Source organism: Microcella alkalica (assembly GCF_014595885.1).
GTDB lineage: Bacteria > Actinomycetota > Actinomycetes > Actinomycetales > Microbacteriaceae > Microcella > Microcella alkaliphila_B.
On record NZ_JABUKC010000001.1, the window covers coordinates 582,024 to 606,714 of the forward strand.

Annotated in this window: 24 protein-coding genes and 1 pseudogene; 16 read left to right on the top strand and 9 right to left on the bottom strand. The window is 73.9% G+C overall.

The genetic code is table 11. The features are described from left to right. Positions 1–13: 13 nt before the first annotated feature. A complete protein-coding gene (locus tag ID804_RS02830; RefSeq protein WP_169077423.1) occupies positions 14–592 on the bottom strand; it encodes a 1-acyl-sn-glycerol-3-phosphate acyltransferase in 579 nt (192 codons plus the stop codon). Between the two features lie 56 nt (positions 593–648). Here ID804_RS02830 and ID804_RS02835 point away from each other — a divergent pair, with 56 nt between their 5' ends. From ID804_RS02835 to ID804_RS12165, 4 genes are all read left to right on the top strand, one after another. Further along, positions 649–1,077 (top strand): DUF1761 domain-containing protein, encoded by a 429-nt coding sequence (locus ID804_RS02835; protein ID WP_169077424.1) that lies wholly within the window; start codon positions 649–651, stop codon positions 1,075–1,077. An 81-nt stretch (positions 1,078–1,158) separates the two neighbouring features. Next, positions 1,159–1,722: a hypothetical protein gene (locus tag ID804_RS02840; RefSeq protein ID WP_169077425.1), complete on the top strand. Its 564-nt coding sequence runs from the start codon at positions 1,159–1,161 to the stop codon at positions 1,720–1,722. Then, positions 1,719–2,396, top strand: coding sequence for a DUF2461 domain-containing protein (locus ID804_RS02845; protein WP_169077426.1), 678 nt, complete (start codon positions 1,719–1,721; stop codon positions 2,394–2,396). Before ID804_RS02840 ends, ID804_RS02845 begins: the two co-directional genes overlap by 4 nt. Continuing rightward, positions 2,393–2,761: a VOC family protein gene (locus ID804_RS12165; RefSeq protein ID WP_317451141.1), complete on the top strand. Its 369-nt coding sequence runs from the start codon at positions 2,393–2,395 to the stop codon at positions 2,759–2,761. Before ID804_RS02845 ends, ID804_RS12165 begins: the two co-directional genes overlap by 4 nt. 14 nt (positions 2,762–2,775) lie before the next feature. Here ID804_RS12165 and ID804_RS02850 read toward each other — a convergent pair. Then, positions 2,776–3,690 (bottom strand): annotated as a pseudogene (locus ID804_RS02850) (DMT family transporter); the annotation flags it as partial. On the opposite strand from ID804_RS02850, the gene ID804_RS02855 reads away from it, so the two are divergent. From ID804_RS02855 to ID804_RS02875, 5 genes are all read left to right on the top strand, one after another. Continuing rightward, positions 3,617–4,159, top strand: a complete 543-nt coding sequence (locus ID804_RS02855; RefSeq protein ID WP_223158889.1) for a MarR family winged helix-turn-helix transcriptional regulator — start codon at positions 3,617–3,619, stop codon at positions 4,157–4,159. The pseudogene ID804_RS02850 and the gene ID804_RS02855 sit on opposite strands and share 74 nt — an antisense overlap. Before the next feature lie 89 nt (positions 4,160–4,248). Next, the gene (locus ID804_RS02860) at positions 4,249–4,842 is read left to right on the top strand and encodes a GNAT family N-acetyltransferase (RefSeq protein WP_169077428.1); all 594 of its coding nucleotides are present in this window, start codon (positions 4,249–4,251) and stop codon (positions 4,840–4,842) included. Between the two features lie 128 nt (positions 4,843–4,970). Next, positions 4,971–6,362 (top strand): hypothetical protein, encoded by a 1,392-nt coding sequence (locus ID804_RS02865; RefSeq protein ID WP_169077429.1) that lies wholly within the window; start codon positions 4,971–4,973, stop codon positions 6,360–6,362. A 150-nt stretch (positions 6,363–6,512) separates the two neighbouring features. Next, a complete protein-coding gene (locus ID804_RS02870; protein WP_169077430.1) occupies positions 6,513–6,656 on the top strand; it encodes a GPGG-motif small membrane protein in 144 nt (47 codons plus the stop codon). 222 nt (positions 6,657–6,878) lie between these two features. After that, positions 6,879–7,727, top strand: coding sequence for a Gmad2 immunoglobulin-like domain-containing protein (locus tag ID804_RS02875; RefSeq protein WP_169077431.1), 849 nt, complete (start codon positions 6,879–6,881; stop codon positions 7,725–7,727). Positions 7,728–7,752: 25 nt separating this feature from the next. On the opposite strand, the gene ID804_RS02880 is transcribed toward ID804_RS02875, so the two are convergent. Then, entirely contained in the window at positions 7,753–8,574 is an 822-nt protein-coding gene (locus ID804_RS02880; protein ID WP_169077432.1) for an SDR family NAD(P)-dependent oxidoreductase, read from the bottom strand. Between the two features lie 152 nt (positions 8,575–8,726). On the opposite strand from ID804_RS02880, the gene ID804_RS02885 reads away from it, so the two are divergent. Continuing rightward, complete coding sequence (locus ID804_RS02885; RefSeq protein WP_169077433.1) at positions 8,727–9,431, top strand: LON peptidase substrate-binding domain-containing protein; 705 nt, start codon at positions 8,727–8,729, stop codon at positions 9,429–9,431. Then, on the top strand, positions 9,428–9,577 hold the full coding sequence (locus ID804_RS02890) for a hypothetical protein (RefSeq protein WP_169077434.1): 150 nt from the start codon (positions 9,428–9,430) through the stop codon (positions 9,575–9,577). Before ID804_RS02885 ends, ID804_RS02890 begins: the two co-directional genes overlap by 4 nt. Positions 9,578–9,604: 27 nt before the next feature. Here ID804_RS02890 and ID804_RS02895 read toward each other — a convergent pair whose 3' ends face one another. Both ID804_RS02895 and ID804_RS02900 read right to left on the bottom strand, forming a co-directional pair. After that, positions 9,605–11,137, bottom strand: coding sequence for an aminopeptidase P family protein (locus ID804_RS02895; RefSeq protein WP_169077435.1), 1,533 nt, complete (start codon positions 11,135–11,137; stop codon positions 9,605–9,607). A 13-nt stretch (positions 11,138–11,150) separates the two neighbouring features. Next, positions 11,151–12,158 carry an endonuclease/exonuclease/phosphatase family protein gene (locus tag ID804_RS02900; protein WP_169077436.1) on the bottom strand — a complete coding sequence of 336 codons (1,008 nt, stop codon included), beginning with the start codon at positions 12,156–12,158 and terminating at the stop codon, positions 11,151–11,153. Positions 12,159–12,239: 81 nt separating this feature from the next. On the opposite strand from ID804_RS02900, the gene ID804_RS02905 reads away from it, so the two are divergent. Together ID804_RS02905 and ID804_RS02910 are read left to right on the top strand one after the other, a co-directional pair. Further along, positions 12,240–13,091 carry a PHP domain-containing protein gene (locus ID804_RS02905; protein WP_169077437.1) on the top strand — a complete coding sequence of 284 codons (852 nt, stop codon included), beginning with the start codon at positions 12,240–12,242 and terminating at the stop codon, positions 13,089–13,091. 35 nt (positions 13,092–13,126) lie between these two features. Next, positions 13,127–13,486 (top strand): A1S_2505 family phage non-structural protein, encoded by a 360-nt coding sequence (locus ID804_RS02910; RefSeq protein ID WP_169077438.1) that lies wholly within the window; start codon positions 13,127–13,129, stop codon positions 13,484–13,486. Here ID804_RS02910 and ID804_RS02915 read toward each other — a convergent pair. Further along, on the bottom strand, positions 13,393–15,123 hold the full coding sequence (locus ID804_RS02915; RefSeq protein ID WP_317451142.1) for an MDR family MFS transporter: 1,731 nt from the start codon (positions 15,121–15,123) through the stop codon (positions 13,393–13,395). The two genes, ID804_RS02910 and ID804_RS02915, sit on opposite strands and share 94 nt — an antisense overlap. Before the next feature lie 107 nt (positions 15,124–15,230). Then, positions 15,231–16,667 (bottom strand): DEAD/DEAH box helicase, encoded by a 1,437-nt coding sequence (locus ID804_RS02920; RefSeq protein ID WP_169077439.1) that lies wholly within the window; start codon positions 16,665–16,667, stop codon positions 15,231–15,233. 94 nt (positions 16,668–16,761) lie between these two features. Between ID804_RS02920 and ID804_RS02925 the strand changes: the two genes are divergently transcribed. Beyond that, entirely contained in the window at positions 16,762–17,478 is a 717-nt protein-coding gene (locus tag ID804_RS02925; RefSeq protein ID WP_169077440.1) for a ferritin-like fold-containing protein, read from the top strand. Between the two features lie 24 nt (positions 17,479–17,502). On the opposite strand, the gene ID804_RS02930 is transcribed toward ID804_RS02925, so the two are convergent. After that, complete coding sequence (locus ID804_RS02930; protein WP_169077441.1) at positions 17,503–17,820, bottom strand: hypothetical protein; 318 nt, start codon at positions 17,818–17,820, stop codon at positions 17,503–17,505. 2 nt (positions 17,821–17,822) lie between these two features. After that, entirely contained in the window at positions 17,823–18,044 is a 222-nt protein-coding gene (locus tag ID804_RS02935) for a DUF3107 domain-containing protein (RefSeq protein WP_169077442.1), read from the bottom strand. 114 nt (positions 18,045–18,158) lie between these two features. On the opposite strand from ID804_RS02935, the gene ID804_RS02940 reads away from it, so the two are divergent. Both ID804_RS02940 and ID804_RS02945 read left to right on the top strand, forming a co-directional pair. Next, positions 18,159–21,383 (top strand): UrvD/REP family ATP-dependent DNA helicase, encoded by a 3,225-nt coding sequence (locus tag ID804_RS02940; RefSeq protein WP_169077443.1) that lies wholly within the window; start codon positions 18,159–18,161, stop codon positions 21,381–21,383. After that, on the top strand, positions 21,380–24,679 hold the full coding sequence (locus ID804_RS02945) for an ATP-dependent DNA helicase (protein ID WP_169077444.1): 3,300 nt from the start codon (positions 21,380–21,382) through the stop codon (positions 24,677–24,679). Before ID804_RS02940 ends, ID804_RS02945 begins: the two co-directional genes overlap by 4 nt. Positions 24,680–24,691: the final 12 nt, after the last annotated feature.

The window sequence follows — 24,691 nt, forward strand, 5'->3', positions numbered from 1 at the left end:
GACCGGTGCAGGCTCAGCCCCCCGCCAGCTCCTCCCGCAGCCGCGGCTCGACCCGATGCTTCGGGTGGTGTCCCGCCTTGTCGGCGTAGTACGCCCGCACCCGATCCATGTCGGCCCCGACGTCGCCCGTGAGCTCGAACGTCGGTCCGAGCCCGGTGGTCATGGTGGTGCGGTCGACATACCCGAGCGTCACCGGCATCCCCGTTTCGCGCGCGATGCGGTAGAAGCCCGACTTCCAGTGCGTGTGGCCCGAGCGGGTGCCGTCGGGCGTGACGACGAGACTGAAGCGCTCACCCGAGCGGATGCGCTCGACCACCTCGCGCACCACGTCGCCGGGAGCATCCCGATCGACAGGGATGCCGCCGAGGCGACGCATGATGGGCCCCCGCCAGCCGGCGAACAGGCTCTTCTTGCCGAGCCAGCGGATGTGCAGGTCGAGCTTCCATGCGATGCCGAGCATGAACACGAAGTCCCAGTTCGACGTGTGCGGGGCGCCGATGAGCACGGTGGGGCGGTCGGGCGCCGGCTCGGTGACGAGGCGCCAGCGGCTGAGCGCCCAGAAGATCCGGGCGATGAGGCGGCGGAGGTGCATCCGTCCAGGGTAAGTCGCTCTCGCCGCCCGGGCTCTCGCGGGAGTACGGTCGCGCCATGTCCTTCCCTGAGCTCTCCTGGCTGGCCATCCTCGCCGGCTTCGTCGTCTACTTCGTGACCGGCGCCATCTGGTTCGGCCCGAAGACCTTCTACCCCGCCTGGATGCGCCTGCGCGGCAAAGATCCGGCCGAGCCGCAGGGCAGCCACGGCATGGCGGTCGTCTTCGGCGCGACGGCGGTCGGCGCACTCGTGCAGGTCTTCACGCTCGCGGTGATCCTCGGCTTCGTCGCGCAGGCGACGGGCGACCCGGTCGGACCGCTCGGCGGGGCCCTCGGCGGCCTGCTCTTCGGCCTCGGCCTCGTCGCGGCGAGCTCGCTCTCGCACCGGCTCTTCGGCGGCGACGGCTTCAGGGTGTGGGCGATCGAGGTCGGCGGCGACGTCGTCGGCCTGACCCTCGCCGGTCTCGTCGTCGGTCTGCTCAGCTAGCGGCACGGTTCCGGGCGCACGCGGCGACGGGCGACGGTGCGGCCAGGTGCGGCGCCCAGCCGCATCCGGCACGATAGGCGCGTGGATGCTCCCCGCGCGCTCGCCGAGGCCCGCGCCGCGCTCGCCGCGGCCGCCGCCGAGCTCGCCGCCGCGGGTGCGCGCCCCGAGCAGCTGGCCGTGCTCGAGCCGCCGCGTCGCGCGCTCGGGTTCATTCCGGTGCGCGAGAAGCTGCGGCGCACCGGCGAGGGATTCCTCCTCGGCGCACTGCTCGCCACGCGAGACGGCGACGTGCTCGACCCTGGCCGCATCGTCCGCGCGAGCCGGCAGGTGCTGCCGGGCCATCAGTCTGCGAGCGCGCAGGAGCGCCGCGCCCTGCGCCAGCTCGCCCTCGACTCCGGCTTCGATGAGGGCGAGACCCTCGTGCTCGGCTCGCGGCCGATCCCGCTCGACGACGTCGCGGCGATGCGCGCCGAGCGCGGGCCCCTCGTGCTGCGCGAGAACGCTGGCTCGGCCGAAGTCCTCGTCCGCTGGATCCCGACCGCCCCCGACAGCGCGCTGCGCCCGCTCGCGGCCTACCTCGCCGAGCGCGTTGAGCTCGCGCGCGGGGCGCTCGTCGCCTCTCAAGCCGAGGGCGAGCATCCGTGACAGCAACGACCGACGCGACCCCCTTCTCGGGCCTCGACCCTGACGCCTTCGCCTTCTACGCCGAGCTCGAGCAGCACCAGAACCGCGAGTGGTGGCTGGCCAACAAGCGGCGCTACGACGAGCGCGTGAAGGCCCCGGTCGAGCGCCTCGTCGACGCGCTCGGCGGCGAGTTCGGGCCGCTGAAGATCTTCCGGCCCTACAAGGATGTGCGGTTCTCCGCCGACAAGCGCCCCTACAAGGATCACCTCGGCCTCGTGAGCGCCGACCAGTCGGGCCCCGCCTTCTACCTGCAGCTCTCGCACCACGGCCTCATGCTCGCGGGCGGGCTGTACCAGCCGACGCGCGAGCAGCTGGCCCGGTTCCGCGAGATCTGCGACGACAACCGCCTCGTCGGCGATCTCGAGGCGACCCTCGAGGAGGCTGCCGATCACGGCTTGCAGATCATGACGACGGATGCCCTCGCCACCGCCCCGCGCGGCTTCCGGGCCGACCACCCGAAGATCGCCCTGCTGCGGCTGAAGCGCCTGGCCGTCGCCGCCGAGCACGCGCCAGCCGAGTGGATGACCGCGCCCGAGTGCCTCGACCGCGTGCGCGCGGGCTGGCGCGCCGTGCGCGAGTGGAACGACTGGCTCGTCGAGAACCTGCCCGCCCCTGTGGAGAGGAGCGCATCGTGAAGCTGCGCCAGGTCGCCCAGCGCGCCGTCGATCTCGATCGCGCGATCGCCTTCTACCGCACCGTGCTCGGGCAGGGGCCGATCGCCCGCTTCGATCCGCCCGGTCTGGCCTTCTTCGACCTCGACGGCACGCGGCTGCTGCTCGACGTGAACGCGCCGAGCTCGCTCGTCTACCTCGAGGTCGACGACGTGCCGACCGCGATCGCGCGCCTGCGTACCCTCGGCGTCGAGGTCGACACCGAGCCGCACGTCGTCTTCACCGACCCCGACGGCGTCTTCGACGCGCCCGGCGACGAGTGGCTGGCGTTCGTGCGCGACTCCGAGGGCAACCTCCTCGGCCTCATGAGCCGACGCACGACGGGCTGACCGAGCGCGATTCCGACGAGCACCGTCACCATGCCGAGCAGCTGCGGCGCGGTGAACGACTCGCCCGCGATGAGGGCTCCGAGCACGACGCCCGTGACGGGGTTGAGCAGGCCGATGAGCCCCACCGAGCCCGCGGGCAGTCGCTGCAGCGCGCTGAACCAGGCGACCCAGGCGAGCGCGGTGGCGATGAGGGTGATGTAGGCCTGCCCGGCCCAGCCGGCGGCATCGAGCGCCGGGGGAGCGCCTTCGACGAGCACGGCCACGGGCGCGAGCGCGAGGCCGCCGGCGGTGAGCTGCCACGCCGTCATCGAGCGCGGCGGCACCCCGCCGCCCCAGCGCTTGGCGAGCACGAAGCCGATCGACGACATGAGCATGGCCGCGAGCGAGGCCGCGACCCCGCCCAGGTCGACGGCGGTCGCGCCGCTGGAGAGCATGACGACGACGCCGACGAAGCCGAGCACGGCGCCCGTGAGCGACAGCACGTGGGGCCGCTCGGCGAGCAGCGGCCAGGCGAGCAGCATCATGACCGCGGGCGAGACGGCCATGAGCATCGCGGCGAGGCTCGAGGGCAGCAGCTGCGCGGCGAGGTAGATGAGCACGAAGAAGGCTCCGACGTTGAGCACGCCGAGAACGAGCGAGCGCCACCACCAGGGGCCGGTCGGCAGGCGACGCGCTCCGCGCGCGACGGGTAGCGCGAGCAGCAGCAGGCCCGCGGGCAGGGCGCGCAGCACCGCACCCCACAGCGGGGTCTCGGGCGGCAGCAGCTCGGCCGTCACGAGGTAGGTCGAGCCCCACGCCACGGGCGCGATCGCTGCGACGAGCATCCATCGCCAGATGTTTTCCATGGAAGAGATAATGTCTTCCACGGAAGGTAATATTCCCGACATGGTCGACGACGACGGCACGGCGCCCGATAGGGTCGCGCGCATCCAGCAGGAGTGGCGGCGCGAGCGCCCCGACCTCGACCCCTCGCCGCAGGGCGTCTTCGGCCGCCTCGCCCGACTGCACGGCCACCTGAGCGAGCAGCTCGCGATCGTCTTCCGCGCCCACGGGCTCACCGAGGGCGAGTTCGACGTGCTCGCCGCCCTGCGTCGCGCCGGCGACCCCTTCGAGCGCACGCCGAGCGAGCTCGCGGCGAGCGTCATGATCTCCAGCGGAGGGCTCACCAAGCGTGTCGACCGGCTCGAGGCCGCCGGGCTCGTCGCGCGACGACCGCACGAGGGCGACGGGCGCAGCCGCGTGGTGGCGCTCACCGCCGCCGGGCGAGACCTCGTCGACCGCGCGTTCGAGGCGCACCTGGCGAACGAGCATCGGCTGCTGGCCGCGCTCGAGGAGGGCGATCGACACGCCCTCGAGGGCATCCTCACGCGCTGGTTGCGGGCCAGCGGCGAGGAGTGACGAGCGGCGCGCCCGCCGCGTGACGGCGCGTGACGTCGCCTGCGCACGACGCTCGCCCGGTGTCGGAGCTGCGACATAGTCTCGACTCCGTGCTCCTCGAGACCCACGTGCTGCAAGACACCGACCCCGACCTCGATCGGCTGCTCGTCGACGGCTTCGCGGTCGTCGGCGAGTCGTGGGGCGCCGAGCTGCGGCTCGACTCGGTCGCGCAGGTCGACGAAGCGGTGGATGCCCTGCGCGAGCGCGTCGCCGCCGCCGAGCAGGCGGGGCTAGCCGTGCGCGAGCTGCACCCCGCCGACGCCGCCGCGATCGCCGCGCTCGACGCCGCGAGCTGGGCCGACGTGCCCTCCACGCCCGCGACGACGCACAGCCCCACGACCGAGGCAGAGGCCCGCGCGTGGGCCGGCCGCGGCCGGCGCGGCTTCGGCGCCTTCGACGGCGACCGGCTCGTCGGCCTGTGCGTCGGCGCGGGCGGCGACAACGATTTCATCGTCGTCGCGGCGACCCATCGCGGCCGGGGGCTCGGTGCGGCCGTCGTGGCGGCGTGGATGCTCGCGGCCATCGAGGCGGGCGAGCGCGCGTTCACGGTCGGCGGCGCCGCCGAGAACGTCCGCAGCCTCGCGCTCGTGCGCAGCGTGGGCTTCCGCGTGACCGAGCGCTGGCTGAGCCTGCAGCGGCCCTGACCCTCGAGCGTCGCGCTGCACCCACGGGTCTGTCGACTACCGGGTCGCTGTGCAGGGGAGTACTGTGCGCCGCACACCGGCATTCGGGGTCGGCGCCGCTCTCGCTCGCACGCTCGAAGGAGCCTCTCATGGCCGCATCCGGAACGTCACCCATCCACTCGTCGACGCGGCGGTCGGCTCGGGCCGGCCGGCGGCGGCTCCGGCCGATCGCGGCGGCGTCGACGCTCGCCGTGGCGGTCACGATCGCCCTCGCGCCGCCGGCCGCCGCCGAGACCAGCACCCCGATCGCCTCCGCCTCCGCCCACGGCGTCGCGCTTGAGCTCGATCGCGTGATCGGCACGCCGGAGTGGGCGTTCGGGCCCGACGAGTGGCGGTACTACCGCCTCCAGGCGCAGCTCACCGGTGAGGAGGAGGTCACCCTCGGGCTCTCCGTCGACCTGCTGGAGGAGCGCGTCTTCGAGGAGCTCTGGCGATCGCCCACGCTCGCGCTCCTCGACGACGGGGCCATCCTGCGCAGCTTCTTCAGCACCTCCGTCACCTCGGGCGGCATCGACACTCCCATCCCCGACTGGCCCGGGCTCACCTACGTCTTCTCCGTGCTGGATTCGGAGACCCTCGACCCGATCGGCGAGGTGCTGCGCGTCACCAACGAGGGCCTGCACGTGCCCTTCCTGGATTACAGCCGACCGGGGTACGGCATCAATCTCGCCAGCCTCAGCGGGGCGGACCTCTTCCCGGGCATGACGGCGACTGTGACCGCCGCGAACATGCCGCCCGGGCGCGAGCTCGGCGTCTGGATGGCTCCCGGCCTGAACTACGTCTTGTTCATGCTCGCCGGCGCGCAGCTGCCGCCCGGGGCGATCGAGGCGGGTCGTGCCGTCGTCGGTGCCGACGGTCACTACTCGGCGACGTTCACGCTGCCGCCCTCGACGCCCACCGGGCACTACCAGCTCGTGGTCGGCGACCCCGCGACGCGCGCGTGGCCGGCGGGCACCGAGCAGGCGTTCCTGGTCTCCGCCGCGGCGACGCAGCAGTCGGTGCCGACCCCGACGGGGGCTGGCGTGCAGACCGCCCTCGGGCCGCCGACGTCGACGATCACCGTCACCTACGACACCGTCTCGACGGCCGGCGACACCACCGCGATCGTCTCCAGCACGGGGCCGCTGCTGTCGGGCTTCCAGTTCGCGCTCACGCCGCCCGAGTACGTGCACCTCTCGACGACCGCGACGACGAGCGGCCCGCGCGAGGTGTGCCTCACCTATGACCCGGCGCGCGCGGCCACACCGCCCCGGCTGTACCACTTCGACGTCGATCGCTGGGTCGACGTCACGACGGTGCGCGAGGTCGGCCGGGTCTGCGGCGTCACCACGAGCTTCTCGCCGTTCGTGCTGGGGTACTCCACGGGTGTCGAGCTCGCGAACAAGCAGCAGTGCAAGAACGACGGCTGGCGCACGAGCACCCTGCCGCGATTCGTCAACCAGGGCGACTGCGTGAGCTGGTTCGAGGCGCGCCGATGGTGAGACGGCGAAGGCGTTTCACGCCCCGCACCCCCGCGTCAACCCCCTGGGGGCCGGTTCTCGGCACCCGTTAGCGTCGCGCCATACCGACAGGCCGTCGGGGGTCATCGGCACGAGCCGAGGCGCGATCCGCGGCCGGAAGGAGCAACCACCATGGCAACACTTCTCTGGATCATCGCGGCCATCCTCGTCATCGCCGGGATCGTCACGCTCGTGCGCGGTCAGGTGCTCTGGGGCATCGTGCTGATCGTGCTCGGCCTGCTCGTCGGCCCCGGAGGCGTCAGCCTCTTTGCCTGAGCCCGCTCGCTCCACGCCCGTCGGGGGCGCGGAGCGAGCGATCACCGTCGGCGACCGGTCACGTCGCCGCCGCCCGAGAGGCGGGGCCGCCCACACGGCCCCGCCTCTCGCCGCGTGCGGAACGCCCGGCGCCTCCTGCAACGGGACCTTCGGCCCTGCCCCGCACCGCAAGCGCGGGGCTACCGTGTCCCCACCCGGCAGGCCGCCCCACGGGAGGTTCCCATGAGTCGCCGTCGACACACCCGCCCCCGGGCTCTCACCCCGCTCGCGCCCGCGGTGCTGACGCTGCTGATGCTCTCCGCGTGCGGTGGCCCGCCGCCCAGCGGGCCCAGCGCCGAGCCGACTCCGAGCCCGAGCGCGACGGCCCAGGTCGAGCTGTACTTCGCCGTCGCGCATCCCGCCGACCTCGACCTCGTCGGCGAGGTGCGCGAGATCACCCACGACGGCGACGTGCTGGAGGCGGCGATCCGAGGCCTCGTCGAGGGCACCATCGCGCCGCTCGATCCCGATTACGACGACCTCTGGAGCGGGGTCCCGCTCCGCGGCCTGGAACGCGACGGCGACGTGCTGCGCGTCGACCTCGGCGGCGCGCTGACGAACGTCGGCGCCGAGGCCGAAGCGGTCGCGATCGAGCAGCTGGTCTGGACGGCGGCGGGCATCGAGCCGAGCATCCGCGCCCTCGCCTTCACGATCGACGGCGCGACCCCCGAGACCCTCGGCGGCCACGTGGATGCCCGGGGCCAGTTCGCGCGCGGGCTTCCCGAGAGCACGCTCACGCCCCTGCAGATCGACGCGCCCCGCGAGGGGCAGACGGTCGACGGCCCGCTGCGCGCCTCCGGTGTCGCGTGCGTGTTCGAGGCCACCTTCGGCTGGGAGCTTCTGCAGGGCGGCACCGTCATCGACCAGGGCACGGCGATGAGCGCCGAGTCGTGCCCCGCCCGCGCGCCGTGGAGCCTCGACCTCGGCGCCCGGCCGGCGGGGGAGTACACGCTCGTCATCACCGAGTACTCGATGAAGGACGGCGCCGTCGCGAGCACCGACTCGAAGACGTTCACCGTGAGCGGGCGCTGACCGCGCCCCGCCCACGGCGAGGGCCTCAGCCCAGCAGGTCCTTCATCTGCGAGTGGATGAGCGCGGCCGCGCGCTTCGGCGACAGCCGGCTCAGCCGCGACATGAACGTCGCATCCTGCCCGATGAAGATCTCGTAGCTGCCGCGCTCGATCGCCTCGACGATCTGTCGGCCGGCCTCCTGCGGCGACGTCGTCTTCCGCTGCTTGCCGTCGCCCGCCTTCGCCGCCATCGCCTCCATCTCGGCGGCGGTCATGACGCCGGAGTTCGCAGCGATGTTCGTGCCGATCGCGCCGGGGAAGACGCCCGTGACCGCGACCTTCGTGCCCATGAGCTCGGAGTGCAGGCTGCGGCTCAGCTGCGCGACCGCGGCCTTCGTCGCGCCGTACACCGACTGGCCGGGCACGGGAGCGTAGGCGCCCATGCTCGCGACGGTGACGAGCGCCGCGTCGGGCCGCTGCACGAGCTCGGGCAGGAATGCCTTGATGGTGTTGATCGTGCCCCACAGGTTGACGTTCACGACGCGCTCGATCTGGTCGAAGTCGAGCTGGGCGACGGGCACGAACCTCTGGATGATGCCCGCGATGTTGAGCAGGGCATCCACCTGCCCGTGGGCGGCGATGATCGCCGCCGGCAGCGCCGCCACCTGCGCGCGGTCGGTGATGTCGACGACGTGGGTGGAGATCGCGTCGCCCTTCGCACCGGCCAGGCGCACGGTCTCGGCGAGACCGGCCTCGCTGAGGTCGAGGGCGGCGACGCGGCCGCCCTTCTCGACGAGCTGGAGCGCCACCTCGCGCCCCATGCCGTTGCCGGCGCCGGTGATGGCGAAGACCTTGCCGTTGATCTGCATGCTGCTCCTTCGAAGGATGCCCTCAGGTGGGCTCATCGCGAGGCTAGTGCCGCGCATCCGCCGATCGGCAGGGGCGAAGGTCACCCGATCGTTCCGCGTGTCGCGCCCGCAACCCCGTCGAATCGCCCAGGTTGCGGTGCGACGCTGGAGGCATGACGGTGATGCCGATGTTCCCGCTGGGCTCGGTGCTGTTCCCGGCGATGCCGACGGCGCTGCGCATCTTCGAGGAGCGCTACATCGTCATGCTCTCGGAGGTGTTACAGCAGGAGCCGGCCGAGTTCGGCATCGTCCTCATCGAACGCGGCTCGGAGGTCGGCGGCGGCGAGCAGCGGTTCCCGATCGGCACGATCGCGCGCATCGCGCAGGTGCAGGCGAGCGAGGGCTTCATCGGCCTCATCGCGCAGGGCACGCAGCGCATCCAGGTCGAGGAGTGGCTCGACGACGACCCCTACCCGCGGGCTCACGTGCGGGTGCTGCCCGAGCTGGAGTGGCACGACGCCCTCGGTCCGCTCTTCGACGAGGCCGAGTCGACGGTGCGGCGCGCCCTCGCGCAGGCGAGCGAGTTCGTCGAGCAGCAGTGGGGTGCCGACGTCGAGCTCAGCGCCGACCGCGTCGAGGCGATGTGGCAGCTCGCCGGCATCGCGCCGCTCGGCCCGCTCGATCACGTGCGGCTGCTGCAAGCGGCCGACGCCGAGGCCCTGCTGCGCGCGCTCATCGACGCCGCGAACGACGCGACCGAGGTGCTCGCGGTCACGTGGGACGACACCGACGACTTCCCGACGGCCGACGACTTCCGCGACCCCGGCGATGCGGGTGATGCTGACGGCGCCGACGCGCCCGACGACGAGGGGCGATGACGCGGATGCTCGCCTTCCCGATCCCGACCGACCCCGGCACCGCGGCCGCCGCCGGGCCGCTCTTCGTCGCCATGGGCCTCGTGACCGTCGGGGTGCTCGTGTGGCAGGCCGTGCGGTACTTCCGCGACTCCCGCGACGACGACTAGCGCCGCGCGGTCGCGCCGCGGCGGGCGTCAGCTCCGGCCGCGCGCCATCCAGGCCTCGACCTCGTCGGCCGTGCGCGGGATGCCCGCCGACAGGCTCTCGCAGCCGTCGGCCGTGACGAGCACGTCGTCCTCGATGCGCACGCCGATGCCGCGGTACTCCTCCGGCACGGTGAGGTCGTCGGGCTGGAAGTACAGGCCTGGCTCGATCGTGAACACCATGCCCGGCTCGAGCACGCCGTCGAGGTAGAGCTCGCGGCGGGCCTGAGCGCAGTCGTGCACGTCGAGGCCCAGGTGGTGCGAGGTGCCGTGCACCATGTAGCGGCGGTGCTGGCCGCCCTCCGGCTGCAGCGCCTCCTCCGCGCTGACAGGCAGCAGACCCCACTCGGCGGTCCTCGTCGCGATGACCTCCATCGCCGCGGCGTGGATCTCGCGGAACCGGATGCCCGGCCTCACGATCGCGAACGCGGCGTCGGCCGCCTCGCGGACGGCCTCGTAGACGCGCCGCTGCACCTCGGTGAACGTGCCGCTCACCGGCAGCGTGCGGGTGATGTCGGCGGTGTAGTAGCTCTCGAGCTCGACGCCGGCGTCGATGAGGATGAGGTCGCCCGGCACCACGGGGCCGTCGTTGCGGGTCCAGTGCAGGATGCACGCGTGCGGGCCGCTCGCCGCGATCGTGTCGTAGCCGACCGTGTTGCCCTCGGCGCGCGCGCGGCGGTCGAAGGTGCCCTCGACGAGGCGCTCGCCGCGCGGGTGCGCGACGATCTCGGGCAGGTCGGCGATGACGTCGTCAAAGCCCTGCTTCGTCGCCTCGACGGCCCGGCGCAGCTCGGCGATCTCGAAGGCGTCCTTCACGAGCCGCAGCTCGCTGAGGTCGCGGGCCAGGTCGGCGTCGCGCTCGGCGAGCTCGTCGGCGAGGGGCGACTCAGCGGCGGCAGCGTCGGCGTCGCCGAGCAGCAGGCGCTGAGCATCCACCCGGTCGGTGATCGCGCGGTCGGCGTCGCGCACGACGAACGTGTCGGCGTCGACGCCGTCGAGCACGGCCTCGAGCTCGCCGAGCCCGCGCGTCGCGAGGCCCAGGTCGAGCGCGACATCGGCGGCCGTGGGGCGCGGGCCCGTCCAGAACTCGCCGATCTCGGGGTTGGCGTAGAACTCGTCCGAGTCGCGGCCGGCGGCCTCGCGGAAGTACAGCACGGCCTCGTGGCCGTCGGGCTCGCCCGACTCGGTGGTGCGAGGCTCGAGCACGAGCACGCTGCCGGGCACCGTGTCTGCGCCCCAGCCGGTGAGGTGCGCGAAGGCGGAGTGCGCGCGGTACGGGTAGTCGGTGTCGTTCGAGCGCTGCTTGGCCGGCCCGGCCGGCACCAGGATGCGCGCCGTCGGGTGCAGCGCCGAGAGGCGCGCGCGGCGCTCGGCCGCGAAGGCGGCCTGCTCGCGCGGCCCGGTCGTCGCGCTCGGGCGCTCGGCCCAGCCCTGCGAGATGTAGGTCTTGAACGCGTCGGAGCCGGGGGTCGTCGACCGGTTCGCGGTCGCGCGCGGGGCATCCTTCTGGTGGGTCTCAGCCATGCGACCCATCCTCTCAGGGCGCCAGCCTCGCCACCACCGGGCGGTGATCGCTGCCCGCGTCGTCGCGGGTCGTGATCACGCGGAAGCCTCGGATCTCCAGGTCGGGCGTCGCGAGCACGTGGTCGATCGGGGCGCCGAGCAGCGGCGGCAGGCGCGTCGGCCACGTGCCGACGGCTCCCGCACCCGAGGCGAGGGCCGCGTCGACGCATGAGCCGAGGCCTGGCCCGTCGTCGGTCGCGGTGAAGTGGTCGGCGGTCGCGTTGAGGTCGCCGGCCATGATGACGCGCTCGCCCGTGCAGACCTCGTCGAGCCAGGCGAGATCGGCGCGCCAGTTGGCGAGCTCACCGGGCACCGGCGCGATGGGATGCACGCCGATGATCGTCGGCCCGTCGCCGTCGGCGGGTCGCAGCACGATGCTCGGCAGCACGGTCGTCGAGCCGACGGTGTCGTCGCGCACGTACTCGCCGAGCCCGGCGGAGATCAGCACGCTCGTCGATCGGGCCTTGAGCTCGAGCTCCGGGTCGAACTGCAGGGCGTGCACCCACATGGGGCGGCCGCTCGCGCGCAGCGACTCCGCCGCGGCGATCGCGGTCTCCTCCGTCGTCTCGGGCAGCACGATGACGTCGGCCTGCTGCTCGAGGGCCAGGTCGGCGATGGCCTGCGCGCCGGTCGCGTCGCCGAGGGTGTTCCAGGCGAGTACCACGAGCTCGTCGTCGGCGGGCGCGGGCAGGGCATCCGTCGCGAAGCCGCGACTGGAGAGCACGGCGAGATTGAGGGCGGCGAAGGCGAGCGCGATGACCGCGAGGCCGGCCAGGAAGCGTCGCGCCGCGGGCCAGCCCGCCGCGACGATGAGCAGCGCGATCGCCGCGACCACGGCGACGAGGGCGAGGGCGGCGCGCAGCGACACGAGCTGCGCGATGACGGGGGCGCCGGCGAGCCCGAACAGGCTGGGCCAGCCGATCACGAGCAGGGCCGCCGCGACGCCGACCAGCAGCACGGCGGCAGCGGTACGGCGGATCATGACCCGGCGAGCCTACCCCGGTGCTGCGTGCGCACCCGTCGCCCGGCGTGCGTGCGGCCCGCCCTGCGTAGCATGAGGAGCATGCCCGAGCCGCGGATCGACCTGCACAGCCACAGCAGCGTCTCCGACGGCACCGAGACGCCGACGCAGCTCGTGCGCGCGGCGCTCGCCGCCGGCCTCGACACGATCGCGATCACCGATCACGACTCGACCGCGGGCTGGGATGAGGCGGTCGCCGCCGCCGCGGGCACGGGCCTGCAGATCATCCGCGGCATGGAGCTGTCGACGCGGCACGAGTGGCGCAGCGTGCACGTGCTCGGCTACCTCTTCGACCCGAACGATGCCGACCTCGTCGCCGAGACGGGCCGCATCCGCGACGACCGGCTGACGCGCGCCGAGCGCATGGTCTCGCGCATCGCAGAGGACTACGACGTCACATGGGACGACGTGCTCGCCCAGTCGGGCGGCGTCTCGATCGGCCGGCCGCACATCGCCGACGCGCTCGTGGCGCGCGGCATCGTGCGCACGCGCAGCGAGGCCTTCGAGACGATCCTGCACTTCAGCGCCGGCTACTACCTGCCGCACGCGGCCCCGACGGTGCTCGACGGCGTGCGCATCATCGCCGAGGCCGGGGGAGCGCCCGTCATCGCGCACCCGGCCACGCGCGGTCGCGAGGCCGTCATCGATGAGCGGATGCTCGCGCAGCTGGTCGACGCCGGTCTCGTCGGCCTCGAGGTCGACCACCGCGAGAACACCGCCGAGGGCCGCGAGACGCTGCACCGCTACGCGGCCCGCTTCGGGCTCGTCATGACCGGGTCGAGCGATTACCACGGCGACGGCAAGCCGAACCGGCTGGCCGAGCACACGACGAGCCCCGAGGCGCTCGAGGCGATCGTCGCGCGCACCCGCGGGGTCACACCCGTGCGCTCCTGACGCGCGCCGCGCGCGCCCCGCGTAGCCTCGCTCGCATGATCAGCGAGCTCGGACCCGACGAGGTGTTCGTCTTCGGCTCCAACGCCGACGGCTGGCACGCCGGCGGCGCCGCGCGCACCGCCCTCGAGCGCTTCGGGGCGGTGTGGGGCGAGGGGCACGGGCACCACGGCCGCTCGTACGCGATCGACACGATGAGCGGGCTCGGGGTGCTCGCGGAGGAGATCGCCGCCTTCGTCGACTACGCCCGCGCCCACCCCGAGCTGCGCTTCCTGCTCACGCCCGTCGGCACGGGCATCGCCGGCTACGCGCCGGAGGAGGTGGCGCCGCTCTTCGTCGACGCGCCCGACAACGTGGTGCTGCCGCCCGAGTTCGTGGAGGCGCTCGCCGCCGAGTGAGCGCCGGCGGGGCGCTGCTCGCCTTCGTCGTGCCCGGCGTCGTGCTGCTCGGCGTCGCCCGTCGTCGCGTCCTCGGCCGTCGGCTCCTCGCTCGCCCCGTCGGCGCCCTCGGGCGCAGCGTGACCGCCGTGCGGCTGCGTCATGGGGGTGCGCCGCACGAGCAGCACGAGCGGGATGGTGATGAGCGAGATGAGGGCGCCGACGATGAACGCGGCACGCACGCCCTCCGCCGTCACCGACTCGGTGGCGCCGCCGCCCGTGCCGGCGAAGGCCGCGGCGACCGAGATGAACAGGGCGATGCCGGCGGCGCCGGCGACCTGCTGGATGGTGCCGACGATCGCGCTGCCGTACGAGTTGAGCTGCGGCGGCAGCGACGACATGCCGTTCGTGATGAGCGGCGTGAACAGCAGCGCGAGGCCGAGGCTCGTGCCGAGGTTCGCGACCGAGACGAGCCACAGGGGCGTCGTGGCGGTGAACAGCGTCATGCCCCACAGGGAGGCCGAGAGCAGGATGGCGCCCGGCACGATGAGCGGGCGCGGCCCGACGGCGTCGAAGCGGCGACCGATGACCGGCGCCGCGAAGGCCATGAGCAGCCCGCCCGGGAGGATGAGCAGACCCGAGACGACCGCTTCGGCGCCGAGCACGTCCTGCACGTAGAGCGGGATGAGGATGATCGCGCCGAAGAGCGCCATCGAGGCGATCGTGACGGTGCCGATGGCGAGCGCGAACTCGCGCGAGGCGAAGGTCCGCAGGTCGAGCAGCGCGCCGTCGGTGCGCTGCAGCACGATCTGGCGCCAGGCGAAGAGCGCGAGCACGACGACGCCGATGCCGAGCGACACGAGGCCCGGCACGAGCTCGCCGCCGCCCTCGCCGAGCAGGCTGAGGCCGTAGACGAGCCCGCCGAAGCCGGGCACGGACAACGCGACGGAGAGCAGGTCGAGGCGCACCGGTCGCTGCTCGCCCACGTTGACGATGCGCGCGGCGCCGAGCGCGAGGCCCGCGACCGCGAACGGCAGCATCGTGATGAACAGCCAGCGCCAGTCGGCGATCGAGAGGATGAGCCCCGAGACGGTCGGCCCGAGCGCGGGGGCGACCGAGATCACGATCGAGATGTTGCCGACCACCCGGCCGCGCAGGTGCGGCGGCACGAGCGCGAAGACCGTCGTGAACAGCAGCGGCATCATGATCGCCGTGCCGCTGGCCTGCACGACGCGCGCGATGAGCAGCACCGTGAAACCCGGCGCGATCGTCGCGATCGCCGTGCCGAGCGTGAAGAGCGACATCGCCGCGAGGAACATCGTGCGCGTCGAGAAGCGCAGCATGAGGAAGCCCGTGATCGGGATGACGACCGCGAGCGTGAGCATGAAGGCGGTCGTGAGCCACTGCGCCGCCGACGCCGAGATGTTGAGGTCGGCCATGAGCTCGGGAATCGCGACGCCCATGAGCGTCTCGTTGAGAATCACGACGAAGGCGGAGACGATGAGCAAGCGGATCACGCCCATGGTGCGCTTGAGGTCGTCGGCGTCGGTCAGGGTCTGATCGGTGGTGGGAACGGGGAAGCGGGCACGAGACTCCTCGTGGTGTTCGGTGGTGGCGGGGGCGCGGCGAGGATCGCTCGCCCGCGAGTGCGGGGGCACGTGCGAGAACGCCAGGAACGCTCAACGTACGGTACTCCTCCGACATTCCCGACGGCAGGGGCGGGATGCGGAGCGCGGTGGTGCGCAGCGGCCGGAGGGGCCGCCGATCAGGCCTGCGCGGCCGAGCTGCCCTCGGCGGCGGCGCCGCCCGAGCCGCCCGAGCGACGACGGCGGCGACGGCGCTTGGCCGAGGCCGACGTGCCCTCGCCCGCGGGCGACGCGGGAGGGGCATCCGCGGCCTTCTCGCCGCCCTCGCCGCTGCGACGCCGCTCGCGCGGCGGACGCGAGCCGTCGCCGGAGCCCGACCGGGAGCGCGAGCGCGGCGGGTGCGAGGCGTCCTTCTCAGCCTTCGGAATGGGCGTCGCCTTGAGGCGGCCCTTCGAGCCTTCGGGGATGTTGAGGTCGGTGAACAGGTGCGGCGACGAGGAGTACGTCTCGACCGGCTCGGGGATGCCCATCTCGAGCGCGCGGTCGATGAGCGCCCACTTGTGCATGTCGGCCCAGTCGACGAACGTCACCGCGATGCCCGTCTTGCCGGCACGACCGGTGCGGCCGGCGCGGTGCAGGTAGGTGTCGTGGTCGTCGGGCACGGTGTGGTTGATCACGTGCGTGACGTCGTTGACATCGATGCCGCGCGCCGCGACATCGGTCGCGATGAGGATGTCTTTCTTGCCGGCCTTGAACGCGGCCATCGAGCGCTCGCGCGCCTCCTGGCTCATGTCGCCGTGCACCGCGCCGGCGTTGAAGCCGCGGTCGGTGAGCTCTTCGACGAGCTTCGCTGCAGCGCGCTTCGTGCGCGTGAAGATGACGGTCTTGCCGCGGCCCTCGGCCTGCAGGATGCGGCCGATCACCTCGTCCTTGTCGAGCGCGTGCGCGCGGTAGACGATGTGCTCGATGTTGGCCTGCGTGAGGCCCTCGTCGGGGTCGGTCGCGCGGATGTGGATCGGTCGGGTCATGAACCGACGCGCGAGCGCGACGATCGGGCCGGGCATGGTCGCCGAGAACAGCATCGTGTGCCGCGTCGGCTTGGTCTGCGCGAAGAGCTTCTCGATGTCGGCGAGGAAGCCGAGGTCGAGCATCTTGTCGGCCTCGTCGAGAACCATGACCTCGACGTTCGCGAGGCTCAGCAGGCGCTGGCTCGCGAGGTCGAGCAGGCGGCCTGGGGTGCCGACGACGATCTGCGCGCCGGCCTTGAGCTGCTCGATCTGCCCCTCGTAGGCCTTGCCGCCGTAGATGGAGACGATCTTGACGTCGCGGTTCTTCGCCGCGAGCTCGAGGTCTTCGGTCACCTGCACGCACAGCTCGCGCGTGGGCACGACGACGAGCGCCTTGACGCCCGGCTCGGGGTGGAGGCCGAGGCGCTGGATGAGCGGGAGGCCGAAGCCGAAGGTCTTGCCGGTGCCGGTCTTGGCCTGACCGATGATGTCCTGCCCGGTGAGGGCCAGCGGGATGGTCTGCTGCTGGATGGGGAAGGGCTCGATGATGCCCTTGCTTGCGAGGGCATCGACCAGATCGGTCTCGATGCCCAGTTCGGTGAAAGTCACGTGGAGGTTCGCCCTGTCTTGTCTTGGTGCAGCCAGTTTAGCCGCCGGGGGAGCCCGCGGCGGGTGCGGTCGGCGCATCGCCTAGGCTGTCGGCGTGGCCTCGTGGTTCCGTCGCTCCCGCCCGCGCACGCCCGCGCCCACCCTCACCTCGCGCGACACCGCGACCGCGGCGACGCGCGTCGACCTGCACGAGCTCACTCCGGCGACCGACGTGTTCCTCGGCCACTGCGCCGCGCTGCACCTGACGTTCTTCGAGCAGCTGAGCCACGCGGTCGCGAACGCTCCGCGCGTCGCCGAGAAGGATGCCCTGGCTCGCGCCGCGGCGACGACCCTCGCGCGCTACGAAGCCCTCGTGGCCGAGATCGGCCGCCAGCGCCTCGACGCCACCGCGGTCATGGAGCCGCACCTGCGCGGCGTGCAGGAGTTCGAGCGCCGCACGATGGGCGCCGACTGGCACGAGCAGGTGGCGAGCGCCCACGTGACCATCGGGTTCCTCACCGACTTCTGGGTGCGCCTGGCCGCGGGCCTGCCGCGCGACGCTCGTGAGGGCGTCGAGGAGGCCCTCCGCCGCGGCGAGCTCGAGCAGCCGCTGCACGCCATCATCGAGCAGGCGATCGCCGCCAACCCGCGGCTGTCGTCGCGCCTCGCGCTCTGGTGCCGCCGCCTCGTCGGCGACACGATGCTGCAGGCCCGCTCGGCGCTCGCGCTGCACGCCGACCGCGTACGCGACGAGGAGCAGATCGAGCCGGTGTTCACCGAGCTCATCGCCGAGCACACGCGGCGACTCGACCGCCTCGGGCTCACCGCCTGATCGACGCCGCCTGGCGGGCTCGGCTCAGGCCGTGCGGGCCGCGACCGGCTGCCCCGGCCGCATGAGGCTCGCGAGCAGGGCCTCGTCGGCGGCGCGCCGGCGCGGGGGCAGCAGCAGCGCGAAGGCGAGCGCGACGGCCGGGCCGATCACGAGGCTGAACACCCAGATCCAGCCGCCGTCGAACGTGAACCCCAGCCAGACCAGCAGCACCCACGTCGCGGCGGTCGCGGCGGCACCGATCGCCGGCACGAGCAGCAGACCGTGCGTCTCGCGACCCGGCACGGCGTAGCGCACGCCGAGTGCGAGCGCGGCGCCGATGACCGTGACGAACAGCAGCTCCACGGCTAGCCGACGAATCCGATGCGGCGGGTCGACTCCGACCCGATCTCGACGTAGCCAATGGAGGCGGCGGGCACGACGTACTGCTTGCCCTTGTCGTCGGCGATCGACAGCACGGTGCCGGAGGCGAGCGCCTCGGTCACGGCCTGCTCGATCTCGGCGGCGGTCTTCGAGCTCTCGAACGAGAGCTCACGGGGGCTGTTGAGGATGCCGATGCGAATGTCCACGAGCGTCACTGTACCCCGGCGCCCGAGTCGCATCGGGCGCGTTCACCGAGAGCGGAGCGCCGGGCATCCGCTGCGCCGCGCCGCGGTGTCGGAGGGCGCCGCTACCGTGATCGCATGCCCTCCCTCGACACCGCTCAGCGCGCGGTGCTCGAGGCGCGCCGGGGCCGCGGCGCGGTCGTGCTGGGGGCTCCGGGCACCGGCAAGACCACGGCCGCGATCGAGCTCGTGGCGGCGGCGATCCTCGACGACGGCCTCGCCCCGGCCGACGTGCTCGTGCTCACGCCCTCGCGCCGCACGGCGACCGCCCTGCGCGATCGACTCGCCCTGCGCCTGGCCGAGCTCGATGAGGCGCAGGCTCCCGTGCTGCCTGGCCCGCTCGCGCGCTCGATCGCCTCGTACGCCCATGCGATCGTCACGGCGGATGCCCGGCTGAGCGGTGCCGCCGACCCGAGGCTGCTCTCCGGCGCCGATCAGGATGCCGACCTCGCCGAGCTGCTGCTCGGCCACGAGCTCGACGGCCGGGGGCCCGTCTGGCCGGAGCACCTCGGGCCAGAGGTGCGTTCGCTCGCGGCGTTCCGCACCGAGCTGCGCGATCTCGTCTCTCGGCTGTCGGAGCACGACTGGTCGAGCGATGACCTGCGTGCTGCCGCCGCGCGGCGCTCGCGCCCCGAGTGGGCGGCCGTCGCCGAACTCGTCGACGAGTACCGGCTCGTGCTCGGCGGTGCTCGCGCCGATCAGGTCGACCCTGCCGAGCTCGTGCGCGCCGCCGTCGGCCTCGTGCGCGACCCGCATCCGGCGGCGCCGCCCGTGCCGCGCCTGGTCGTGCTCGACGATGCGCACGACGCGACCCCGAGCGGCTTCGACCTGCTCGCCGCGCTCGCCGCCCGCGGGGCCGCGGTCGTCGTGCTCGGCGACCCGGACGTCGCCACGAACACGTTTCGCGGGGCGGAGCCCGAGGCGGTCGCGCGCTTCGCGGCCCTCGTCGAGGGGGCGAGCCTGCCGACGATCGTGCTGGGCACGGCGCATCGGCACGGGCCGGGCATCCGCTCGCTCGTCGCCGCTCTCGCAGCTCGCATCGGCACGGCGGCGGCCGGCCCGCAACGCCGGGCCGTGCCCGGCCGCGACGCCGACGCGGAGGCGGTCGGAGAGCGCCCGGCGCTCGCGCCGCCGCTGCTCGCCCTCACCGCCGCGAGCGGCGCGCGCGAGCGGGCGCTCGTCGCCGACCTGCTGCGCGAGCGGCACGTGCTCGACGCCGTGCCGTGGTCGCGCATGGCCGTCGTCGTGCGCAGCGGCGCCCAGGTGCCGCTCGTCGCGCGAGCGCTCACCGCCGCGGAGGTGCCGGTGCGCACGACCGCGGCCGGTCGACCGCTGCGCGAGCACCCGGCGGCGCGCGCGCTCATCCGGTTCGTCGACATCGGCGTGGGGCGCAGCGCGCTCGACGCCGCGGCCGCCACCGAGCTGCTGCTCGGTCCGCTCGGCGGGCTCGACCGCATCGGGCTGCGCCGGCTGCGGCGGGCCCTGCGCGCGGAGGAGCTCGCGGGCGAGGGCGATCGCCCGGCCGACGCGCTGCTGGTCGAGGCGCTGCAGGCGCCCGACCGGCTCGAGACGATCGACCATCGCGTCGCCCGCCGTGCTGCGCGGGTGGCGCGCACGCTCGCCGGCATCCGCGCTCGCCACGAGGCGGGCGCCACCGTCGACGAGCTGCTCTGGCGGGCCTGGAGCGACGCGCGCGTCACCGACGACTGGGCGGCGCGCTCGGCCGCGGGTGGCCCCGCGGCGGCCGAAGCCGACCGCGCGCTCGACGCCGTCGTGTCGGTCTTCACCGCGGCGACCACGATCGTCGACACGGTGCCCGAGGCGACCGTCGAGACCTTCCTCGCGCGCGTGCTCGACAGCGACGTCGCCGACGACCTGCTCGCCCCCGTGCGCGTCGCCGAGTCGGTGCTCGTGACGACCCCGGCCTCGGCGACCGGCCTCGAAGTCGACGTCGTCGTCGTCGCGGGGCTGACGGAGGGCGTCTGGCCGAACCTGCGCATCCGCGGCTCGCTGCTGCACGCCCCCGCCGTGAGCCGCCTGGCCCGCGGCCTGCCCGTCGACGACCTCGACGAGCGTCGCCTCGTGCTCGACGACGAGCTGCGCATGGCCGTGCTCGCGTTCTCCCGCGCCCGGCAGCAGCTCGTCGTGACGGCGACCTCCGGCGACGACGAGCAGCCGAGCGCGCTGTGGCAGCTCGTCGCCGACGCGGCCGAGCAGCTCGCCCTCGCCGCGGATGCTGATGCCGACGCTGCTGTCGCCCCCGGCGCCGCCGCTGACGCACGGGGTGGTGGCCCCGGCCGCGCGGCCGTCGCCGCGATCGCGCGCCGCGGCAGACCGCGGTCGCTGCGGCGTCTCGTCGGGCACCTGCGGCGCATCCTCACCGAGCCCTCGACGGGCGAGACCGCGCGCGCCGAGGCCGCCATCGCGCTGCGCCGGCTCGCCGAGGCGGGCGTCGCCGGCGCCGACCCGGCGGAGTGGTGGGGGCTGCTCGAGCCGTCGACCACCGAGCCGCTCTTCGCCGACGCCGAGCACGTCGCCCTCTCGCCGTCGAAGCTCGAGGCGATCGAGGCGAGCCCGCTCGACTGGTTCCTCGACCGGGTCGCCCCCGAGGAATCGAGCCCGGCGATGGGCATCGGCACGATCGTGCACGGCGCGATGGAGACCGCGACCGACCCGAGCGTCGACGCCGTGTGGGCCGCGATCGAGGCGCGCTGGGGCGAGCTCGTGTTCGAGTCGCCGTGGCTCGCCGAGCAGCAGCGACGACTCGCCCGCCGCTACGCCCAGGGCGTCGCCGCCTACCTGCAGGATGCCGCCGCGGCCGGGCGCGCGCTCGTCGCCGCCGAGCGCGGGTTCTCGGTCGACGTCGGTCGCGCGCGCCTGCGCGGCACCGTCGACCGCATCGAGCGCGACGCCGACGGCTCCGTGCGCATCATCGACCTCAAGACGGGCCGACCTCTCACCGACCAGCGGAAGGTCGCCGAGCACGCCCAGCTCGGCGCCTACCAGCTCGCCTACGCCGACGGCGCCTTCGACGAGGCGCTCGACGCTCTCGGCCCCCACCACGCGGAGGGCGCGCGGCTGCTCTACGTGCGCGAGGGGGTGAGCGGCAAGCCCTATCGCGAGGCGACGCAGCCGGTGCTGGACGAGGCCGCGCTCGAGGCGTTCCGCGAGCGGCTGCGCCAGGCGGTCTCGGCGATCGCCGTCGCCGAGCTCACGGGCGTGCGCGCTGCCGGCCGGTACGACCTCGGCGCGCGCCGCCACCGCATCCACCGCGTGCCGCCCGTGACGGGAGACGACGCATGAGCTGGGTCGCCGACGTGCCGGGCGCGCGCGTGAGCGCCGATCGCATCGCCGACGCCATCGGGCAGCACCGCCCGACGGCCGAGCAGCGCGCCGTGATCGAGGCGCCGCTCGGTCCGGCGCTCGTCGTCGCCGGGGCCGGCTCGGGCAAGACCGAGACCATGTCGGCCCGCGTGCTCTGGCTCGTCGCCAACGGCTTCGTCGCACCCGAGCAGGTGCTCGGCCTGACGTTCACGCGCAAGGCCGCCGGAGAGCTCGGGCACCGCATCCGCGAGCGGCTCACCGCGCTCGGCCGCAGTGACCTGCTGGGCCGCGGCGCCGACGACCCGCCGCTCGTCGACGCCTTCACCCAGCCGACCGTCTCGACCTACAACGCCTTCGCCTCCACCCTCTACCGCGACCACGCCGTGCTCATCGGGCGCGACCCGGATGGCGCCGTGCTCGGAGAGGCGAGCGCCTGGCAGCTGGCACGCGAGCTCGTGACCTCCGCGTCGGATGCCCGGCTCGCCGACCTCGACCTGCCGGTCGACCGCCTCACCGCCGCCGCGCTGCAGCTCGCCCACGCGGTCGCCGAGCACGACGCCGACATCGCCGACGTGCGCGCGTACCTCGAGCGCTTCCTGCGCGTCGCCGACCTGCCGCTCGGAGACCGGCACGAGCGGCGGGCCGGCATGGAGGCGCTCCTGAAGCTCGACGCGACGCTGCCGATCGTCGACCTCGTCGAGCGGTTCCAGGCCGCCAAGGCCCGCGATGGGCTCGTCGAGTTCAGCGACCAGGTGAGCCTCGCGCTGCGCATCGTGGGGCGGCACAGCGACATCGCGGCGAGCATCCGCGACCGCTACCGGGTCGTGCTCCTCGACGAGTACCAGGACACGAACGTCGCCCAGGCGCGCCTGCTCGCCGCGCTGTTCGCGGGCATGCCCGTCATGGCCGTCGGCGACCCGCACCAGTCGATCTACGGCTGGCGCGGGGCGAGCGCCTCCAACCTCGACGACTTCGCCCGGCGCTTCGCGGGTGACGCTGAAGGCGGGGGAGCCTCGACCGTCGCGCGGTACTCGCTCAGCACCTCGTGGCGCAACGGCACGGGCATCCTCGACGTCGCCAACGCGCTCGTCGAGCCGCTCGCCGCGCGTGGCGGCGTGCCCGTCGAGACGCTCGCACCCGGCCCGATGGCCACGCACGACCCGGTCGAGCTCGTGCAGCTCGAGACGATCGACGACGAGGCCGACGCCGTCGCGCAGTGGCTCAAGGCCCGCCTGGCCGAGCCCGTGCGCGGCGCCGCGCCGGGCGCGCTCGACGCCGAGGGCCGCCCGCTGCGGCCGAGCGCGGCGCTGCTCATGCGCAACCGCACGCTGCAGCCGGCGTTCCTGGCGGCGCTCCGTCGGCACGAGGTGCCCTTCCACGTGCTCGGCATCGGCGGCCTGCTCGCCGAGCCCGAGATCGCCGACCTCGTCAGCGCCCTCGCCGTCGTCGACGACCCCGCGGCCGGCACCGAGCTCGTGCGCCTGCTCGCCGGGCCGCGCTGGCGCATCGGGCTCGCCGACCTCGAGACGCTGCGCGGCATCGCCTCGTGGCTGCGGGAGCGCGACCTCGCCCAGCGGGCGTTCACGCCGGAGGTGATCGAGCGCATGCGCGCCTCCGTCGCCGCGACCGACGGCGTCTCGCTCGTCGACGCCCTCGACTTCGTCGCCACCGCGCCCGAGGGGCACGGGCAGCTCGCGCGGCTCAGCGATGTCGGGCGCGAGCGGCTGCGCGAGGCCGGCCAGCTGTTCGCGCGCCTGCGCTCGCGCACCGCGCTCGACCTCGCCGACCTCGTCGCCGCCGTCGAGCACGAGCTGCAGCTCGACATCGAGGTCGCCGCCAACCCCGCGCGCGTGCTGCGCGACGCGCCCCGGGAAGCCTTCCTCGACGCGCTCGACGGGTATCTCGCGCTCGCCGATCACGCCACGCTCGGCGGGTTCCTCTCGTGGCTGCGCGAGGCCGAGTGGCGCGACAACCTCTCGCCGCGCAGCGAGGAGCCGGAGCCCGGCACCGTGCAGGTGCTGACGATCCACGGCTCCAAGGGCCTGGAGTGGGACGCCGTCGCCGTGCCGCGCTTCGTCGTCGACGAGCTGCCGGCGAAGCCGCGCGAGGGCACGAGCGGCTGGCTCAGCCTCGGCGTGCTGCCCTACGAGCTGCGCGGTGACGCCGCCGAGCTGCCCGTCTTCGCCTGGCAGAGCGCCGAGACCCGCAAGGAGCTCCTCGAGCGGCGCGAGCAGTACGGGGCGGAGGTCGGCGCGCACCTCGAGCGGGAGGAGCGACGGCTCGCCTACGTCGCCGTGACGCGGGCGCGGCACCGACTGCTGCTCTCCGGCTCGTTCTGGGCGGGGCACGCCAAGCCGCGGGCGACGAGCGGCTTCCTCACCCCGCTCATCGAGTGCGAGGTGCTGCCTGCGGTGCCTGAGGCGAGCATCCACGAGGAGAACCCCCTCGTGCAGGAGGACGACACGGCGCCCTGGTGGCCCGGCGACCCGCTCGGCGGGCGCCGAGCCGCCGTCGAGCGCGCCGCCGCCCGCGTGCGAGCCGCGCATCCCGACGCCGCGAGCGCCTGGCACGACGACATCACCCTGCTGCTCGCCGAGCGCGAGGCGCGACTCGCCGGCGCGCAGCGCGTCGAGGTGCCGCTGCGCGTCGCCGCCTCCACCGTCAAAGAGTTCGTCACCGACCCCGCCGCGATCGCCCAGCGGCTGCGTCGACCCCTGCCGCAGCGCCCCTACCGCGCGACGCGGCTCGGCACCGTCTTCCACCGCTGGGTCGAGCAGCGCAGCGGGGTCACCGCCCTCGAGGAGAGCGTCGACGGCCTCGGGCTCGACCTCGGTCTCGACGACGAGGTCGGCGGCGACGCCGTCGAGCGCGAGCGGCTCGCCGAGCTGCAGCGCACCTTCGAGGCCTCGCCGTGGGCGACCCGGCGGCCCCTCGACGTCGAGCGCGAGCTGCACGTGCCGCTCGAGGGGCGCATCCTCGTCTGCAAGATCGACGCCGTGTACCCGCTGGAACCCGGCCCGGACGGCGGGGAGCGCGTCGAGATCGTCGACTGGAAGACCGGCCGGGCCCCGCGCGACGACGCCGACCGCGCCGCCAAAGAGCTGCAGCTCGCCGTCTACCGGCTCGCCTACGCGCGCTGGCGCGGCCTGCCGCTCGAGAGCGTCGAGGCGGTCTTCTACTTCGTCGCCGACGACGCCGTGCTGCGGCCCGAGCGCCTGCCCGACGAGGCCGAGCTGCGCGTGCTGTGGCGCGAGGCGATCGGCGCGCAGGGCTGAGCCGCGCGCGCG

Coding starts and splice junctions, on each gene's coding strand:
- ID804_RS02900 (WP_169077436.1), bottom strand. CDS start 12,158: ATGATCCGCCGTACCGCTGCCGCCGTGCTGCTGGTCGGCGTCGCGGCG.
- ID804_RS02865 (WP_169077429.1), top strand. CDS start 4,971: ATGGCCGCATCCGGAACGTCACCCATCCACTCGTCGACGCGGCGGTCG.
- ID804_RS02905 (WP_169077437.1), top strand. CDS start 12,240: ATGCCCGAGCCGCGGATCGACCTGCACAGCCACAGCAGCGTCTCCGAC.
- ID804_RS02885 (WP_169077433.1), top strand. CDS start 8,727: ATGACGGTGATGCCGATGTTCCCGCTGGGCTCGGTGCTGTTCCCGGCG.
- ID804_RS02835 (WP_169077424.1), top strand. CDS start 649: ATGTCCTTCCCTGAGCTCTCCTGGCTGGCCATCCTCGCCGGCTTCGTC.
- ID804_RS02855 (WP_223158889.1), top strand. CDS start 3,617: ATGTCTTCCACGGAAGGTAATATTCCCGACATGGTCGACGACGACGGC.
- ID804_RS02910 (WP_169077438.1), top strand. CDS start 13,127: ATGATCAGCGAGCTCGGACCCGACGAGGTGTTCGTCTTCGGCTCCAAC.
- ID804_RS02870 (WP_169077430.1), top strand. CDS start 6,513: ATGGCAACACTTCTCTGGATCATCGCGGCCATCCTCGTCATCGCCGGG.
- ID804_RS02945 (WP_169077444.1), top strand. CDS start 21,380: ATGAGCTGGGTCGCCGACGTGCCGGGCGCGCGCGTGAGCGCCGATCGC.
- ID804_RS02880 (WP_169077432.1), bottom strand. CDS start 8,574: ATGCAGATCAACGGCAAGGTCTTCGCCATCACCGGCGCCGGCAACGGC.
- ID804_RS02830 (WP_169077423.1), bottom strand. CDS start 592: ATGCACCTCCGCCGCCTCATCGCCCGGATCTTCTGGGCGCTCAGCCGC.
- ID804_RS02940 (WP_169077443.1), top strand. CDS start 18,159: ATGCCCTCCCTCGACACCGCTCAGCGCGCGGTGCTCGAGGCGCGCCGG.
- ID804_RS02895 (WP_169077435.1), bottom strand. CDS start 11,137: ATGGCTGAGACCCACCAGAAGGATGCCCCGCGCGCGACCGCGAACCGG.
- ID804_RS02890 (WP_169077434.1), top strand. CDS start 9,428: ATGACGCGGATGCTCGCCTTCCCGATCCCGACCGACCCCGGCACCGCG.
- ID804_RS02875 (WP_169077431.1), top strand. CDS start 6,879: ATGAGTCGCCGTCGACACACCCGCCCCCGGGCTCTCACCCCGCTCGCG.